The organism is Oscillatoria sp. FACHB-1406, assembly GCF_014698145.1.
Classification (GTDB): domain Bacteria; phylum Cyanobacteriota; class Cyanobacteriia; order Cyanobacteriales; family Spirulinaceae; genus FACHB-1406.
This window is the reverse complement of record NZ_JACJSM010000003.1, coordinates 139,216-154,928: the sequence shown is the minus strand read 5'-3', so window position 1 is coordinate 154,928 and position 15,713 is coordinate 139,216. Positions and strand designations below refer to the sequence as shown.

Genomic DNA, 15,713 nt, shown 5'->3' with positions numbered 1-15,713 from the left:
TCGCCCGCTACAGACTTCAACTCGCTTCCCCTTATGCCTCGAGAGGGTTTTTCGGATCGCATCATCGTTTTACTATTTCTTATCGATTCTCAGATCTCGAAACAATCTGTTCTGGCTTACAGCAGCAGATTCAAGGAAAATTTATAAGACATTCCCTAGACTATAAAAACTGGTTATTGTTATGTTGTTCCCTCGCTGTTTGACCTTACTCTCGATTTCATTTCTTTGCTCGCAGTTGCTCCCTTGCGCACCTCCTGGAGGACTCGGCCTACAGGCTGCCTCAGCCGAATCTACATCGGCAGCAAAATCGCTGTTCAACCTGCCCGTCAATTCAAAACCCGCCCGCAGCCAAGGTGCAGCCTCGCGAGACGGTCAAGATACAACTTTACGCGAATGCGATGGCTCTCAACGGAGTTCGCAACTCGCATTACTCCTCCCTTCCCAGGAAGTAGCGGGACAAACCGTATCGGCGCATCCGAGTTTTTTCTGGAGCGTTTCGCAACCTATCTCCGTACCGATTAAATTTTCTCTACTTCGTCCCGGCAATAACGGCATTGACGAAACGGTTTACGAAAAGCAAGTTTCAGTCTCGAAGGCCGGTATTGTCGCCCTCGATCTCCCAGCCGATATACCCGAACTCGTACCGGGTCAACTTTATATGTGGACGGTTAGCCTCCAGTGCAACGAAAAGCGACCTTCTGCCAATCCTGTTTATATTAGTTGGGTCGAGCGCGTCGCCCCCGGCAAGGAACTTCAAGTCACAATTGACAAAGCCGCTAACGATCGCGATCGCGCGATCGCCTATGCCCATTTCGGAGCCTGGTATGATGCACTTGCCGCCTTCTATCGCGCTAAATCAGCCAATCCTAACGATCCTAGCATCGAAGCAGACTTAAGCTCGCTGCTGAGTTCTGTTGGCTTGCAAAACCCAGCAACGGCTTCTCGTTAATCTCCCACTTCCGGATTTAACCGGATAAACGGTTTAAGGATTGAATAACAGAAAATGTAGAGACGATAATAAAACGCCTCTACATTAGGGTCGAAACTTGCGACTTGACACGCAAGCTCGGTAGATTGACACGGATGCCCGTAATCATAATGTTCCTCGCGAGGGTCGATAAAATAACATTCGATTCTAAATTTCGCTTCTCGAGCGTAAAGCGTTCATTTTCACGCCAGCCCAATCGTCGATTAAGAATCCTAACGCTGCTGAAGCCCTAATCCTCATAAAGGCTAGTTTCAGTAGCGATTGGATTATCCTCACAATACAGAGTAAAACTGCCCTTTGGTTTTTCTACAAAATCGCTTTTATAGAGAATATCGCTCACTGAAATAATGCCGAGTAACTTCTCGCGAACGACGGGCGCGCGGCGAATTCTCGTCATTCCAAACAAGCGCGCGACATATTCTACCCCTAAATCCGGATCCACCGTAATGCACGGCTTAGTCATAATCTCGTAGACCCGCATTTTTTTCGGGTCGTGACCGTAAGCCGCAACTTTGTTAATGATATCGGTTTCGCTAACAATACCGTAGGGATCGATCTCGTTACGCTGCTCGATAATTAGAGCGCGCAACTTTTTCTCTTTCATTAAGGCAACAGCTTCGGCGACAGTGGCAGAACCTTTTATTGTCACCACCTCGCGCGTCATGATTTCTTCGGCTCGCATCATAAAATTGATAACTCTGGGTTTGTAGGATTCAACCGATATTTTTGAGGACGTTTAAGCAACTGAATTAGAAGGTTTGGATACCCGACAATAATCCTCATGGGCAAGAAATTATTCAGGCTATCCGTCGCCACCACAAATCCGATCGATCTTTGCAACAAACTGCCAATTCGCTGAATCAGCAGGGGTATTGTACGAAGTGAGGTCAGAAGTGGAAGCGGATTTATACTCAACGAAGATTGGATCGACTTTCTAGAAAAAACCGAGTTTGTTAGGAGAGATGCACGGTTAAGCGACTAATAACAATTGCAGTATTTTGGGTGTCTTAATTAGCGAGAAAATTTTAAGAACCTAGATTTATTTTAAAGCCAATCCTAGCGCTAGTTTTGCTTACAAATCGGTAATATTCTTCGATAATACACCTCAGTCGGAAGCGTGTAAAGATAGTTCCGGATTTTTAGCGATGGGTTGTGAATAATTTCGATCTGTGAGGGTAAGACATCAATGGTACAACTTCAGAGGCTCCTTTGAGTTTGCTGGATAGCGATCGCGTCGCGGATCGCTGACACGATTTCTATTTTGGAAGAGCTAAAGGCTAAAAATTTCGGGCAAAGCATTTTTTGAAGCGATACCCTTGTGCGATAAATCACAAGTTTTTTATGTTAGCGATCGAGATTTTGGTTGATAAGACTCACAGAAATTCCGGACTGAGATCCAAGCGCTATCGGAGCAAATAGACGATTCTAGAAAAGATGAAACCAAAGGTTGAATGTTACTCTCACCTATCAATCCACTGTGCTGTCAATTCTCCGAAGGCTGAAACTTCAGCCCTAATGGAGAAATATATTGTCAACCTTGTCAGGCTACTTCTTAACTGAGTAGCCCGATTTGATTTCTTATTCCTAAAATATTTCCGAAAACTTTCCGAAAACTTTCTGATATCTAATTTATGGTCGAAACCTTGAGAGAAGAACAGTTGCACTCTCAGGGTTTCTTCGTCTGAATGAGTTACGTTCTGCCTTAATCGTGACTAACCGCTCCGCAGCCCGAGCGAAGCACTGCGATGGATCTTGGTAGAATTGAAGGGAAGTATGCGAGGTGGGATCGTGACAACGAAAAGCACGGGATGGTTCATTGGCGGAATGCTAGTCGGCACGGCAATCGGCACGGCAGCAGGCTTATTATTTGCCCCTCGTTCGGGTAAGGAAACGCGGCGACTGCTGGAGAAGTCAGCGGAAGCATTACCCGAACTAGCGGAAGATTTATCCACAACGGTACAATTGCAAGCCGATCGCTTATCGGAGTCGGCGCTGCAAAACTGGGAAGACACGCTCAACCGACTCAAGGACGCGATCGCAGCGGGCTTAGAAGCTAGCCAGCAGCAGCGCGAGCAACTCATGCCCCCTCGTCCTAGCGTCTCCAATCCTTCCACGCCCCTCGACCGTCGTTTATAGAGAAATTGCGTGCTAGTAGATCCAATCTTTTGGCTGGGACTGTCACTCTTTTTAGTAGCCGTTAGCTTAACGGCTGTTTTAGTCGCGCTGATTCCTGCGGTTCTAGAAATCTCCCGGGCGGCGCGCAGTGCGGAGAAACTCTTCGATACCCTCCGACAGGAATTTCCGCCGACATTAGAAGCAATTCGTCTCACTGGCTCAGAAATTGTCGAACTAACCGAAGAACTGAACGATGGTGCGAATAGCGCCAGCGAAGTCGCTCGACAAGTCGATCGCAGTTTAACCGACGCGCGCCTGCAAGCCGAGAAACTTTCAGTGGAAACGCGCAGTTTAGCAGCGGGCGTGAAGGCGGCTTGGGATACCTGGAACCGTCGCCCGCCCCATTCGTAATCGAAGCTTCGGGCAGCTATCCGTCTCGCGCTGGGTGCGAAGCATTGATATAAATTTTTCCGCTGACAAGTTCGAGAAAATAAGCTAAAACACTGATTTGAGGAGGGCAATCGCTCGTGAATCCGGTTGAAAGCATTCAAATGGCAACGACAACGCTTGCCAATAACAAACTTCGCAGCGTTTTAACGATGCTCGGAATTATTATCGGCAACGCTTCCACGATTGCCACGATTGGGATCGGTCAAGGCGCGCAACGCTTAGCAGCAGAACAGTTTGAATCGCTCGGTCCCAACGTTTTATTTGTCGTCCCCGGTTCCGAGGAAGAACGGCGAACGACCTTCGATATTCCTAAAACGTTGGTGTTAGCCGATTCGGATGCGATCGCGTCCCAAGTTCCCACCGTCAAAGAAGTTGCACCACAAATCACCCTCTCTCAAATTATTTCCTATCGCAGTCGCAACACCAATCAAACCATTATCGGTGCGACTCCCACATTTCTCTCAGTTCGCAGTTTTGAGATTGCTAGCGGTCGATTTATTAATGATTCCGATCTCCAACGCAACAATCGCGTTGTCGTGCTGGGTTCGGAAATTGCAAAAAAATTCTTTAGCAGCGAAGAACCGATTGGCAAGCGCATTCGCATCAAAAATATTGGCTTTGAAGTCATCGGCGTAATGAAAGCAAAAGGATCTTTCCTCGGCAACAACCAAGACGACACCGCTTACATTCCCCTCAGCACCATGTCCAGTCAAGTCGTAGGACGAACTTCGCCTTACGGTACTGAAGTTTCTTTTATTAATGTTTCTGCTAAAGATGAAAAAAGCGTGCGCGCGGCAAGATTTCAAATTGAAAATTTATTGCGCTTGCGCCACAAAATTACGGGGAAAGATGACTTTGGGGTGCGAACGCAGAAAGATATTCTCACGATTGTTAATACAGTAACAAGCGGACTCACTGTAATGCTGGCGGCAGTGTCGGGAATTTCTCTATTAGTTGGCGGGATTGGTGTTATGAATATCATGCTCGTTTCTGTCACCGAACGTACTCAAGAAATCGGGCTGCGCAAGGCAGTTGGCGCGCAAGAAAGCGAGATATTAACCCAATTTTTAATCGAAGCTGTAATCCTTTCAGCCGCAGGAGGATTGCTCGGAACGCTATTAGGCGTAAGCGGGACTTTACTCGTCGGTGCTATCAGTCCGCTCAAAGCTGGAATTTCTCCCGCTGCTATTATCCTAGCGGTTAGCATTTCCGGTGGAATTGGTTTATTTTTTGGGGTATTTCCCGCTCGTCGTGCGGCGAAGTTGGATCCGATTGTGGCTTTGAGAACGGCGTAGTTATTGGAGCTATAGCGTTATTAAACGCCGCTCCGTGGGGGCGAATGGTATTCGCCCTCTGGGTGTACCTTATCCATGTGAAAACTGCTATAGTTCGATTTTAAGAAGGTTCAATGAAAACTTGAATTTTTTGAGACTTATAGAAATTCGTACCTAATGGGTACGAAAAACGCTATAGCTCCTATTTATTCAATTCGCCTTATTCTTATCCTTTTTCTTTGCCGCCTACCCGTTCTAAAAGTTCCGATTCGCTTAACTGAACGATCCCCAATTGTTGCGCTTTTTCTAACTTCGAGCCTGCCTTATCTCCGACTACAATATAATCGGTTTTCTGACTGACAGAACTACTGATTTTTCCCCCAGATTGCTTAATTAAGGCTTCTGCTTCTTGACGGCTTAAGGTGGGTAATGTCCCCGTTACGACAAATGTTTTTCCTGCCAATAGTTGCTCCCCCATCGGCTTAACGTCGGGGCTATCTTCGCTGCCAAAGTTCAATCCTATTGCTTGTAATCGCCCGACTAATTCTTGATTGGCAGGAATTTTAAACCATTGCCACACTGATTGAGCGATTTCCGAACCAATGCCATAAGTCGATTCTAAATCGTCTACAGAAGCTTGACTTAAAGCTTGGATGGTTGGAAAGGATTCGGCGAGTAGTTCTGCGTTAGTTTTGCCGACATAGCGGATACCTAAACCATATAAAACGCGCGGATAGGATTGTTGTTTAGAGTTAGAAATAGCATTAATTAATTTATCGGCTAATTTCTCTCCCATTCGCTCTAAACTCATCAATTTTTCGCGAGTTAATTCGTATAAATCTGCAACCGATCGCGCGATTTCCTTCTCGACAATCTGTTCGACCAACTTTTCCCCCAACCCCTTAATATCCAAGGCATCTCGCGAGGCCCAATGCACGACGCTTCCCCGTAATATTGCGGAGCAAGAACTATTGAGGCAGCGCGTCACCGACTCCCCAGCAGGGCGAACCAGTTGGGAGTCGCACTCCGGGCAGTTTTTGGGCATTGTATAAGCTTGGGTGTCGGGCGGGCGCAGTTCGAGGAGAACGCGCACGACTTCGGGTATAATTTCACCTGCTTTGCGTATAATTACAGTATCACCGACGCGGATATCGAGTTCGGCGATGCGATCTTGGTTGTGGAGTGTTGCGCGCTGTACCGTTGTTCCAGCGACTTGGACGGGTTCCATAATTGCCATCGGGGTTGCGGCTCCCGTGCGACCAATATTTACCGTAATTTCGCGGACAACAGTGGGAACTTCTTCGGCGGGATATTTGAGCGCGATCGCCCAACGGGGGAATTTATTGGTGAAGCCGAGGCGTTCTTGGAGTGGGAAAGAATTGAGTTTGACAACGACTCCATCTGTCATATAGGGCAAGCTTTTGCGCCCGCTATCCCACTGCTGAAAGTACGTTTCTACTTCAGCTAAGGATTGACAGAGTTTGCGATTGGGGTTGACAGAAAAGCCGATGTGTTGTAGATATTCAAGGGCTTGCCATTGACTTTGGGGCGGGTTAGGCGTAGCTTCGGGGAGATGGAGCGTGTAGGCGAAAAAAGCGAGGCGGCGGCGATCTACAATTTTAGGGTCGAGTTGGCGTAGGGTTCCGGCGGCGGCGTTGCGAGGGTTGGCGAAGAGGGGTTCTCCGGTGCTGGCGCGTTCTTGGTTAATGCGGTTGAATTCCTCGAGGGGGAGAAAAGCTTCGCCGCGCACTTCGACGATGGGGGGCGGGTTTTCGAGGGTGAGGCGCAGGGGAATGGCGCGGATGGTGCGGATATTGGGGGTAATGTCTTCGCCAGAAATCCCGTCGCCGCGCGTTGCTCCGCGCACTAGGATACCATGTTCGTAGGTTAGCGCGATCGCGGAACCGTCGATTTTGAGTTCGCACACATACTCGGCGCTTTCCTCGGTGGTGGAAGCTGTTAAATGTCGCCGCCAGCGTCCATCCCACTTTTCCAATTCGGGGATATTAAAGGCATTTTCGAGGCTGTAGAGGGGGATATTGTGGCGAATGCTGGTGAATCGTTCTGCGGGGCGATCGCCGACGCGCTGGGTCGGACTATCGGCTACAATCAGTTCGGGGTAGCGTTCTTCGAGTTCTTGCAGTTCCCGATACAAGCGATCGTAAACCGTATCTTCCATGATGGGCGCATCGAGGACATAGTAAGCATAGCCTGCTTCTTGTAATTGCTGCCGCAGTTGGCTCGCGCGCTGTTGGGTTTGGGGAGTGACTGTCATAATTGATAATTGACAATGGATAATTGACAACGTATAGCGCTACGCGCATCCATTTAAGAGTTGACAATTGACAAGGGATGAATGGCACTGACTTAAGGCTGGTGGGCGCTGCCCACCCTATAGAATTATCGTAGAGACGTTGTATACAACGTCTCTACAGGCAATTTGTTCTTTCTTAAGTCAGTGCCATTCGACAAGGGATAATTGATAAAGTAGAGCCAGATCGATCGCGCTTTAAGGATGATAAATTGGCAACCGCAAGCACGATAGCGAATCTTGTCCGCTGCGTACTCGAATTGTAATAATTTTAGCCTCTAAAAAGTTGGCAACTTTCGCCTCAGTTCCCGTCCCCGGATTCAGCGCATAAGCTGGAAAACAATCCGCACTCAAGCTCAAACGCAAGCAACACCCTGGCTCGATTTTCGCACAAGTTGCTTGCAGGGGAATCTTTAAAGTATGACGCATCTGGGGCGCGCGATCGCAGCGAAGATAACCTTGCGTAACATTATAAACGCTCCCTGGCTGCCGCACCTCCGATAACACCGCACATAAATCGAAACTCGGCGCATCCGCAACGCAATCTACTTCTACCCAAACTTCGCCCACAATCTGTAACTCTGCGGTTAGCGGCGCGCTCGTATAGGTTAAAATATCGCTGCGACAATCAAGCGCAGAACGCTCAAAAGAACCCGCCGGACTCATCGCATGACCGCCTAATGCTGGCACGGGTCGCCAAGGATCTCTTACTAAAATATCTTCGCAGCTTTCACCTTTCTTAGTGCTAGAATCCGCCTGCAATTCTACTAAACTTCCCCCATCTTCCCGAATACTCGCTAAACCATCGCTCGCAAAACCATAAAGTTTAAATTCGGGTTGAGGAAACTCCTCGAAATACCGCCATTGATTGCTTCCCATTTCAAATAAACAAACGGACGGATCGTTTAAAAGTCCCGTATCGATGCCTTTTAAAAAGTAATCGAACCAACGCAGTTGCAAGCGATCGATCGCACTTTGGGCTGTCTCTCCATAGTCGATTTCTCCGAGCTTTCTTCCCCAGGGTAGATGCGCCCACGGCCCGATAATTAACGATTGAGGGTTTGCGGATGCGAGACGCGATCGATATAAGTTTAGTGTTCCTCGTAAATAAGGATCGAACCAACCGCCAATATGCAGCATTGGCAAATCTACTCCCTCTAAATTCGGCGAAAGATTTTGCCAATACTCATCCTCGGTAGAATGGTTTAACCATTCATAGAAAAAATTCCCCGGTGCATACCTCCTCAAACATTCATCAAACGGTGGTGAAAAATCGTATAACGGTAAATTCCGCGACGCGAGATACAACGTTTTAAACGCCGTCAAATCTCCTTTCAAACGAGCCGTTTCTGCTGCAAGTTGCACCGCCCAGCCTAAATTTGCTTGCCAACAAAAAGACCCATTTTCATACGCCCAATCGGAGTATAAATTGTAAGCAACCATGCTCGGACACAATACTTTAAGTGCCTGCGATTTGGCTTGTGCGGCGTACAGTTGCGTCATTCCTTGGTAGGAAAACCCATACATCCCCACCTCGCCGGTACTTCCCGGCAATTGTGCCGCCCACTCGACACTATCAAACCCGTCTTCCACTTCGCGCGCGAATAACTCAAATTCGCCTTCAGAGGTTCCCCTACCGCGTACATCTTGCACGACGACGATGTACCCTTGGCTGGCGTACCACTGGGGATGCGCGTAGACAACGGTGGAAGCAATCGCGCGCCCGTAAGGTTGCCGCATCAGCAACACGGGAAACCGTTCGTTGCTATCGGGGCGGTAGATATCTGCATCCAATCTTACCCCATCGCGGGTTTTCATCGTAGCCGTTTCTCGATCGACATTCATTCTGAAGTTTAGACTAATACCTCGACAAACTTAAAATGGTGTGTAAGAGTTTTCCGATCGCGCCGATGAGTAACCCCGATGCTAAGTATCGCATTAAACTGAGTTTAGAGCAACGCCAAGAACTGCTGAAAATCAGTAAAAACGGCAAAAGGTCAGCTAAAGAAGTGTGCCATGCCAATGTCCTTTTGATGGCGGATGATAATGCCGGAGAAGGGCGATGGCGAGATGTAGATATTAGTGCCGCCTTGAATCTCAATTGTTAATTATTATAATACAAATCTCAAAAAACAAAATTAACGATGAATCACAATAATTTCTTATTTCATCCTCCCGTCTCTTTAACCAACTGTGACAAAGAACCTATTCACATTCCGGGATCGATTCAGCCTCACGGAATCCTTTTATCTTTGCAAGAACCTCAACTAAAAATCTTACAAATTAGTCACAATGCTTCAGGAATTCTTGGTATTCAGCCACAGAATTTATTAGGAGAAAATTTACAAGTGTTTTTTGAGTCTCAATCAATTCAGCAAATTAAGAAAAATTTAGATGAAGGAATGGGAACAATCAATCCGCTCGAGTTATCTCTCAATACTCAAAAAGGAGAGATGATCTTTGATGGTATTCTTCATCGTTCTGAGGGTTTGTTAATCCTTGAATTAGAACCCGTTACATCAAAAGAATTCAGTGATTTTTTTAGCTTTTATCATTTAGTTCAAGCGCCCATTGCTAAAATCCAAAAAACAACCACTTTAAATCAACTATGTCAAGCGATTGTCGAGGAAGTGCGAAAACTGACAGGGTTTGACCGAGTGATGGTCTATCAATTCGATGCGGAAGACGCGGGTACGGTCGTCGCTGAAGATAAATTAGAGGAATTGACTCCTTATCTTGGCTTACACTACCCAGCTTCAGACATTCCCCGCCAAGCAAGGCATTTATATGGACTTAATTTACTGCGATTAATTCCTGATGTGAATTATCAACCTGTAGAACTATTTCCTGTTGTAAATCCAGTTACCAATCAACCGCTATATCTTAGCTTTAGTGTGTTAAGAAGTGTTTCACCTATCCATATTGAGTATCTCAAAAATATGGGTGTCGGGGCTTCAATGTCAATTTCGTTAATGAGGAACCAGAAACTCTGGGGATTAATTGCTTGTCATCATCACTCACCGAAATATATTTCGTATAAAATCCGTACTGCTTGCGAGCTTTTAGGAAAAGTTATGGCTTTAGAATTAGCTTCTAAAGAAGATAACGAAAAATTGGATTACCGAATTAAGTTAAACTCGATTCAGTCTAAATTTGTTGAAGCTATTTCTCAAGAAGAGAGCTTTGTAGATGGCTTACTCAAGGAGAGAAGTAATTTGCTAGACTTAGTAGGCGCTCGAGGAGCAGCTATTTATGCCAATGAAAGTGTAACCCTTATCGGTCAAACGCCCGATCTAGCTGACATTCAAGAGTTAATTAATTGGTTGGTAACAAACAACGAAAGAGATATTTTTCATACAGATTCTTTATTTAAAATTTATCCGGCCGCTGAGAAATTCAAAGAAGCTGCTAGTGGGTTGCTGGCACTTCCTATATCTCACATCCAAAAACATTATATTTTGTGGTTTCGCCCGGAAGTTATTCAAACTGTAAACTGGGCAGGTAATCCGAATAAGCCTGTTGAAGTTAAACAGAATGGAGAGATCCGTCTAACGCCTCGCAAATCGTTTGAGCTATGGCAAGAAACGGTTCGATGTAAATCTTTACCTTGGCAGCAGTGTGAAATAGCAATAGCTTTAGAACTGAGAAGTGCGATCGTTGGAATTGTGCTACGGAAAGCTGATGAACTCGCTAAAGTTAATCAGCAATTAACCTTAGCTTTGTCAGTTGCCGAAATGGGAATTTGGGATTGGGATTTGTTGACGAATCGTATTATTTGGTCAAGGGGTCACGAGCAGTTATTTGGGTTGGAACCGGGAAGTTTTGCGGGAACTTATGAGGCGTTTATAGCTTATGTTTATCCAGAAGACCGAGCAGCGATCGCATTAGCAGTAGAGCAAGCACGCCTTCAAAGGCAGGATTACGAACATCAATGCCGAGTAGTTTGGCCTGATGGTAGCATCCACTGGATTGAGGGGAAGGGCAAATTTTTCTACGACGCAGATGGTCATGCGGTGCGGATGCTGGGGACAGTGGTGGAAATTAGCGATCGCAAGAAGAGAGAAGCACAACTGCGCCTGTTAGAATCTGTTGTCCTGACAACCCATGATGCGGTAGTCATTACTGAAGCTGAACCCATAGACGAACCTGGCCCTCGAATAGTGTATGTCAATCCTGCCTTTACACGCATGACGGGCTATACCTTAGAGGAAGTTTTAGGCAAAACTCCGCGTATTTTGCAAGGGGAAAACACAGACCGGACGGCTTTAGAGCAAATTCGGTCAGCCTTAAAAAAATGGCAGCCAGTACAAATTGACTTGCTCAACTATCGCAAAGATGGCTCCCATTTCTGGGTTGAAATTAGCATTGTACCTGTTGCCGATGAAACAGGTTGGTACACCAATTGGGTAGCGGTGCAGCGAGATATTACGGAACGCAAACAAGCTGAAGCGGCTTTACAGCAACTCAATCAGGAGTTAGAAATTCGAGTTCAACAGCGCACTCAGGCACTAGAACACTTTCAAACTGCCTTGCAACAGCAAATGGAACGAGAACGGTTGATGGTTGCAGTAGCTAGAGCAATTCGTCAATCCCTCAACCTCACAGAAATCCTCAATACTAGCGTTAGTGAAGTGCGCCAGTTATTAGCAGCCGATAGAGTGGTAGTTTATCGAATTTGGCCGGATTGTACTGGAACTGTAATTTCTGAAGCGATCGCAGCGGAATGGCCGCAGATTGCCAATATTACCTTACCTGAAGAAGCTTTTCCCGAACACTGCCGTCATAGTTATGCTCGAGGGAAAGTTTTCACTCTCACCGATCGCCTTCATAACGAAGCTTTGCTTCCCTGTATGGTGGAATTTCTCGAACAGATTCAAGTAAGAGCCGAACTGGTTGTACCAATTATCCAACAAAATACCCTTTGGGGATTGCTAATTATTCATCAATGCTCTAGACCTAGAGAGTGGCAAGCTTGGGAAATTGAATTAATTCAGCAACTAGCTAACCAAATGGCGATCGCCCTTCAACAATCGGAACTCTACCAGCAACTTCAGGAAGAACTCAAGGAACGTCAGCAGGTAGCAGCAGCGTTGCAGCAAAGTGAAGCTGAATTTCGCTCTTTAAGTGAAAATTCGCCAGTTGGTATTTTCCGCATGAATGCAGAGGGACGCTGTACCTATACCAATCCACGCTGTCAGGCGATTTGTGGCTATACGTTTGATGAAGCATTGGGAGAAGGTTGGTTACAATTCATTCACCCAGAAGACCGAGAATGGCTAATGCGAGATTGGTCGCAAACCCTATCCTCTCAACAACAATTTTCGGCTGAGGTTCGCTATGTCCATCAAGATGGAACTATTCATTTTGCTCAGATGAGAACATCTACCCTATCTATGACTAGCAGTAGCAGTAAATTAATCGGTCATGTGGGAACGGTAGAAGATGTCACCGAACGTCGAGTTATCGAACAGATGAAAAGTGAATTTATCTCGATTGTTAGCCACGAACTGCGAACGCCTCTGGCTTCAATTCGCGGTTCTCTGGGGTTACTCGCTGCGGGAGTCTTCAAAAACAAGCCGGAAACTGCTGAACAAATGTTAGACATTGCCAGTCACGATACTGAACGGTTAGTGCGTCTAGTTAATGACATTCTCGATTTAGAGCGATTGGAGTCACACAAAGTTAATCTCAATAAGCAGTGGTGCGATGCGGCTATACTTTTGCAACAATCAGTTGAAACAATACAAACTTTGGCAGTAGAAAGTCAGATTGTGCTATTAGTTGAGCCAACTTCTGTCCAAGTCTGGGCGGATAGCGATCGCCTCATTCAAACTTTGGTTAATTTAGTTAGTAATGCGATTAAATTTTCACCTTCTCATACAACCGTTACGCTGAAGGTTCAAGCGCAAGCCGACCGAGTTTTATTTCAGGTTGAAGATCGAGGCAGAGGCATTCCTACTGATAAGTTAGAAACTATTTTTGGTAGATTTCACCAGGTCGATGCTTCTGATTCCCGCCAGAGAGGAGGAACAGGTTTAGGTTTAGCTATTTGTAAAAGTATTGTCCGGCAGCACGGGGGTGAAATTTGGGTGGAAAGTGTTTTAGGGCAAGGCAGTAATTTTTATTTCACTGTACCTATACCCCTTGATTAATTAAGTTCGTTTGCACTTTTATTTATCTATTTGAGAATTCATAGAAGCTTGAGAAAATTAATTAAGGGGCAAAAAGGCATTGTTATGAAATTCGAGCGGCGATTTTTGCCCTATGCAGTTGCAATTGGCGCTACAGCGATCGCGCTATTCCTGACATTCAGTCTTGAACCGTTTCTGCACAGAACCATAGGTGCGTTTTTCTATATCGCTATTATTGTGACGGCTTGGTATGGTGGCTGGCGATCGGGAAGCGTTACTGTTGTTCTTTCTACGTTGGCAATCAATTATTGGTTTATTGTCCCCCAACATCAATTTTGGACTGAGCGATCGGAAGATATAGTTCAACTTATTATTTTCGTGTTAGTTGCTTTTTTAATTAACTTCCTGACTAGCAATTTTCGAGATAGCAAACAAAAGATAGAGCAATTGAACCATCACCTCTTAGAAACAGTGATGGAGCAGAAGCATACCCAACTAATTCTTTTAGAACAAGCGCAACTGCTCGATCTTCAAGCTGTAATTACCCGCAACATGGCAGAAGGCATTTGCTTAATTAGAGTCGAAGATGCAATTATTATCTATACCAATCCTAAATTTGAGCAGATGTTTGGCTATGAATCTGGCGAACTTAACGGTCAGCACGTTTCGATTCTCAACTATGCCAGTGATGGGGTAACGGCAGAAGATATCAATCAAGCGATTCGGGCTGCTGTTTTCCAAAACAGCGAAGCTAGCTATGAAGTTCATAATGTTAAGAAAGATGGCACTCCTTTTTGGTGTAGTGCAACTTCCTCTGTATTTAGGCATCCAAACTATGGCGATGTTTTCGTTGCAGTTCACCAAGATATCACCTTAGCAAAGCACCTCGAAGAAGTTCGCCTACAAGCAGAACAAGAACTCAGACAGAGTGAAGCTAAATTCCGTTCTCTGAGTGATTGTTCGCCTGTCGGCATTTTTATGACGGATATTCAAGGGCTACGTGTTTATACAAATCGCTGCTATCAGCAGATTTGTGATTGCACCTTTGAGGAAGCCTTGGGAGAAGGTTGGATACAGTTAGTCCACCCAGAAGACCGAGAACCAGTTATCACCAATTGGTCTAAAGCGGTGTCTCAAAAACAGGGATTTTCCGATGAAGTTCGTTACGTTCATAAAGATGGAATCATTCGCTTTTGTCGAGTACAATTAGCCCCGATCCTGTCTGTTTCTGGTGAATTAATTGGCTATGTTAGCACTGTAGAGGATGTGACTGAAAGCAAAGTTATTGAAAAGATGAAAAGCGAGTTTATTTCAGTTGTTAGCCACGAACTGAGAACGCCTCTGGCTTCCATTCGTGGTTCTCTGGGGTTACTCGCTGCGGGAGTCTTCAAAAACAAGCCTGAAACTGCCCAACAAATGTTAGATATCGCCATTCACGATACTGAACGGTTAGTGCGTCTGGTTAATGATATTCTCGATTTAGAGCGACTGCAATCACACAAAGTCAATCTCAATCAGCAGTGGTGCGATGCAACAACACTCTTAGAACAGACTGTAGAAACAGTACGACCTTTAGCAGTACAAGGTCAGATCTCGCTATCAGTTGAATCGAAGTCTGTTCGAGTGTGGGCAGATAGCGATCGCATTATCCAAACTTTGGTTAATTTGGTCAGCAACGCCATTAAATTTTCGCCTCCACAGACTACAGTTACGCTTAGTATTCAAGATCGAGCAGATTGGGTTTTATTTCAAGTCCAAGACCGAGGCAGAGGCATTCCAGCCGATAAGTTAGAAAGTATCTTTGAACGATTTCAACAGGTCGATGCTTCTGACTCCCGCCAAAAAGGAGGAACAGGTTTAGGTTTAGCTATTTGTAAAAGTATTGTCCGGCAGCACGGGGGTAAAATCTGGGTTGAAAGCGTTTTAGGGCAAGGAAGTGATTTTTATTTCACCTTGCCAAAACTTCTTGATTAGTCTGTTATGTTACAATTTTAGTTTATAGATTTAAACTTTAAAAAATGCCAGGAAAACGAATTCTGGTTATTGATGACGAAGTAAACCTCTGCACGATTATTCAGGCTTGCCTAGAAAACTTAGGGGGTTGGGAGACGCTGACGGCTTTATCAGGTAAAGAAGGACTTGCTATAGCTCAAACTCAAACATTCGACACCATCTTACTAGATGTGATGATGCCAGATCTCGACGGACTCACGCTGTTGGGCGAGTTACAAAATAATTCAGCTACTCAAGCCATTCCAGTCATTTTGTTTACTGCTAAGGTACAGTCTAGTGATTTAGCTCAGTTTACGAAGCTTGGCGTGGCTGGGGTAATCGCTAAACCGTTTGACCCTTTGACACTAGCAAATCGAGTCGCTTCCACGTTGGGGTGGTAAGGTCTGTATCCTGCTTGCCTCAAAATTTCCTCAAATTTGTTTCGTAAGCTC

General features: G+C 45.6%; 11 protein-coding genes. 8 read left to right on the top strand and 3 right to left on the bottom strand.

The window, feature by feature from the left end; all coding sequences use genetic code 11:
• Positions 1–181 precede the first annotated feature (181 nt).
• Entirely contained in the window at positions 182–949 is a 768-nt protein-coding gene (locus H6G50_RS04915) for a DUF928 domain-containing protein (protein ID WP_190713839.1), read from the top strand.
• Between the two features lie 268 nt (positions 950–1,217).
• Here H6G50_RS04915 and H6G50_RS04910 read toward each other — a convergent pair whose 3' ends face one another.
• Positions 1,218–1,673 (bottom strand): CBS domain-containing protein, encoded by a 456-nt coding sequence (locus H6G50_RS04910; protein ID WP_190713838.1) that lies wholly within the window; start codon positions 1,671–1,673, stop codon positions 1,218–1,220.
• 1,103 nt (positions 1,674–2,776) lie between these two features.
• Here H6G50_RS04910 and H6G50_RS04905 point away from each other — a divergent pair.
• From H6G50_RS04905 to H6G50_RS04895, 3 genes are all read left to right on the top strand, one after another.
• On the top strand, positions 2,777–3,124 hold the full coding sequence (locus H6G50_RS04905; protein ID WP_190713837.1) for a YtxH domain-containing protein: 348 nt from the start codon (positions 2,777–2,779) through the stop codon (positions 3,122–3,124).
• Positions 3,125–3,133: 9 nt separating this feature from the next.
• On the top strand, positions 3,134–3,514 hold the full coding sequence (locus H6G50_RS04900; RefSeq protein ID WP_190713835.1) for a DUF948 domain-containing protein: 381 nt from the start codon (positions 3,134–3,136) through the stop codon (positions 3,512–3,514).
• Between the two features lie 116 nt (positions 3,515–3,630).
• A complete protein-coding gene (locus H6G50_RS04895) occupies positions 3,631–4,848 on the top strand; it encodes an ABC transporter permease (RefSeq protein ID WP_190713834.1) in 1,218 nt (405 codons plus the stop codon).
• A gap of 205 nt (positions 4,849–5,053) precedes the next feature.
• Here H6G50_RS04895 and ligA read toward each other — a convergent pair whose 3' ends face one another.
• Positions 5,054–7,102, bottom strand: a complete 2,049-nt coding sequence (gene ligA / locus H6G50_RS04890; RefSeq protein WP_190713833.1) for an NAD-dependent DNA ligase LigA — start codon at positions 7,100–7,102, stop codon at positions 5,054–5,056.
• 234 nt (positions 7,103–7,336) lie between these two features.
• Positions 7,337–8,983 carry a CocE/NonD family hydrolase gene (locus H6G50_RS04885; RefSeq protein WP_242032712.1) on the bottom strand — a complete coding sequence of 549 codons (1,647 nt, stop codon included), beginning with the start codon at positions 8,981–8,983 and terminating at the stop codon, positions 7,337–7,339.
• 35 nt (positions 8,984–9,018) lie between these two features.
• Here H6G50_RS04885 and H6G50_RS04880 point away from each other — a divergent pair, with 35 nt between their 5' ends.
• The 4 genes from H6G50_RS04880 (at position 9,019) to H6G50_RS04865 (ending at position 15,662) form a co-directional block, all read left to right on the top strand.
• Positions 9,019–9,246, top strand: coding sequence for a hypothetical protein (locus tag H6G50_RS04880; RefSeq protein WP_190713832.1), 228 nt, complete (start codon positions 9,019–9,021; stop codon positions 9,244–9,246).
• A gap of 36 nt (positions 9,247–9,282) precedes the next feature.
• Positions 9,283–13,290, top strand: a complete 4,008-nt coding sequence (locus H6G50_RS04875; protein ID WP_190713831.1) for a PAS domain S-box protein — start codon at positions 9,283–9,285, stop codon at positions 13,288–13,290.
• Between the two features lie 84 nt (positions 13,291–13,374).
• Positions 13,375–15,243: a PAS domain S-box protein gene (locus H6G50_RS04870; protein WP_190713829.1), complete on the top strand. Its 1,869-nt coding sequence runs from the start codon at positions 13,375–13,377 to the stop codon at positions 15,241–15,243.
• A gap of 44 nt (positions 15,244–15,287) precedes the next feature.
• On the top strand, positions 15,288–15,662 hold the full coding sequence (locus tag H6G50_RS04865) for a response regulator (protein WP_190713827.1): 375 nt from the start codon (positions 15,288–15,290) through the stop codon (positions 15,660–15,662).
• The last annotated feature ends 51 nt before the right edge of the window (positions 15,663–15,713 follow it).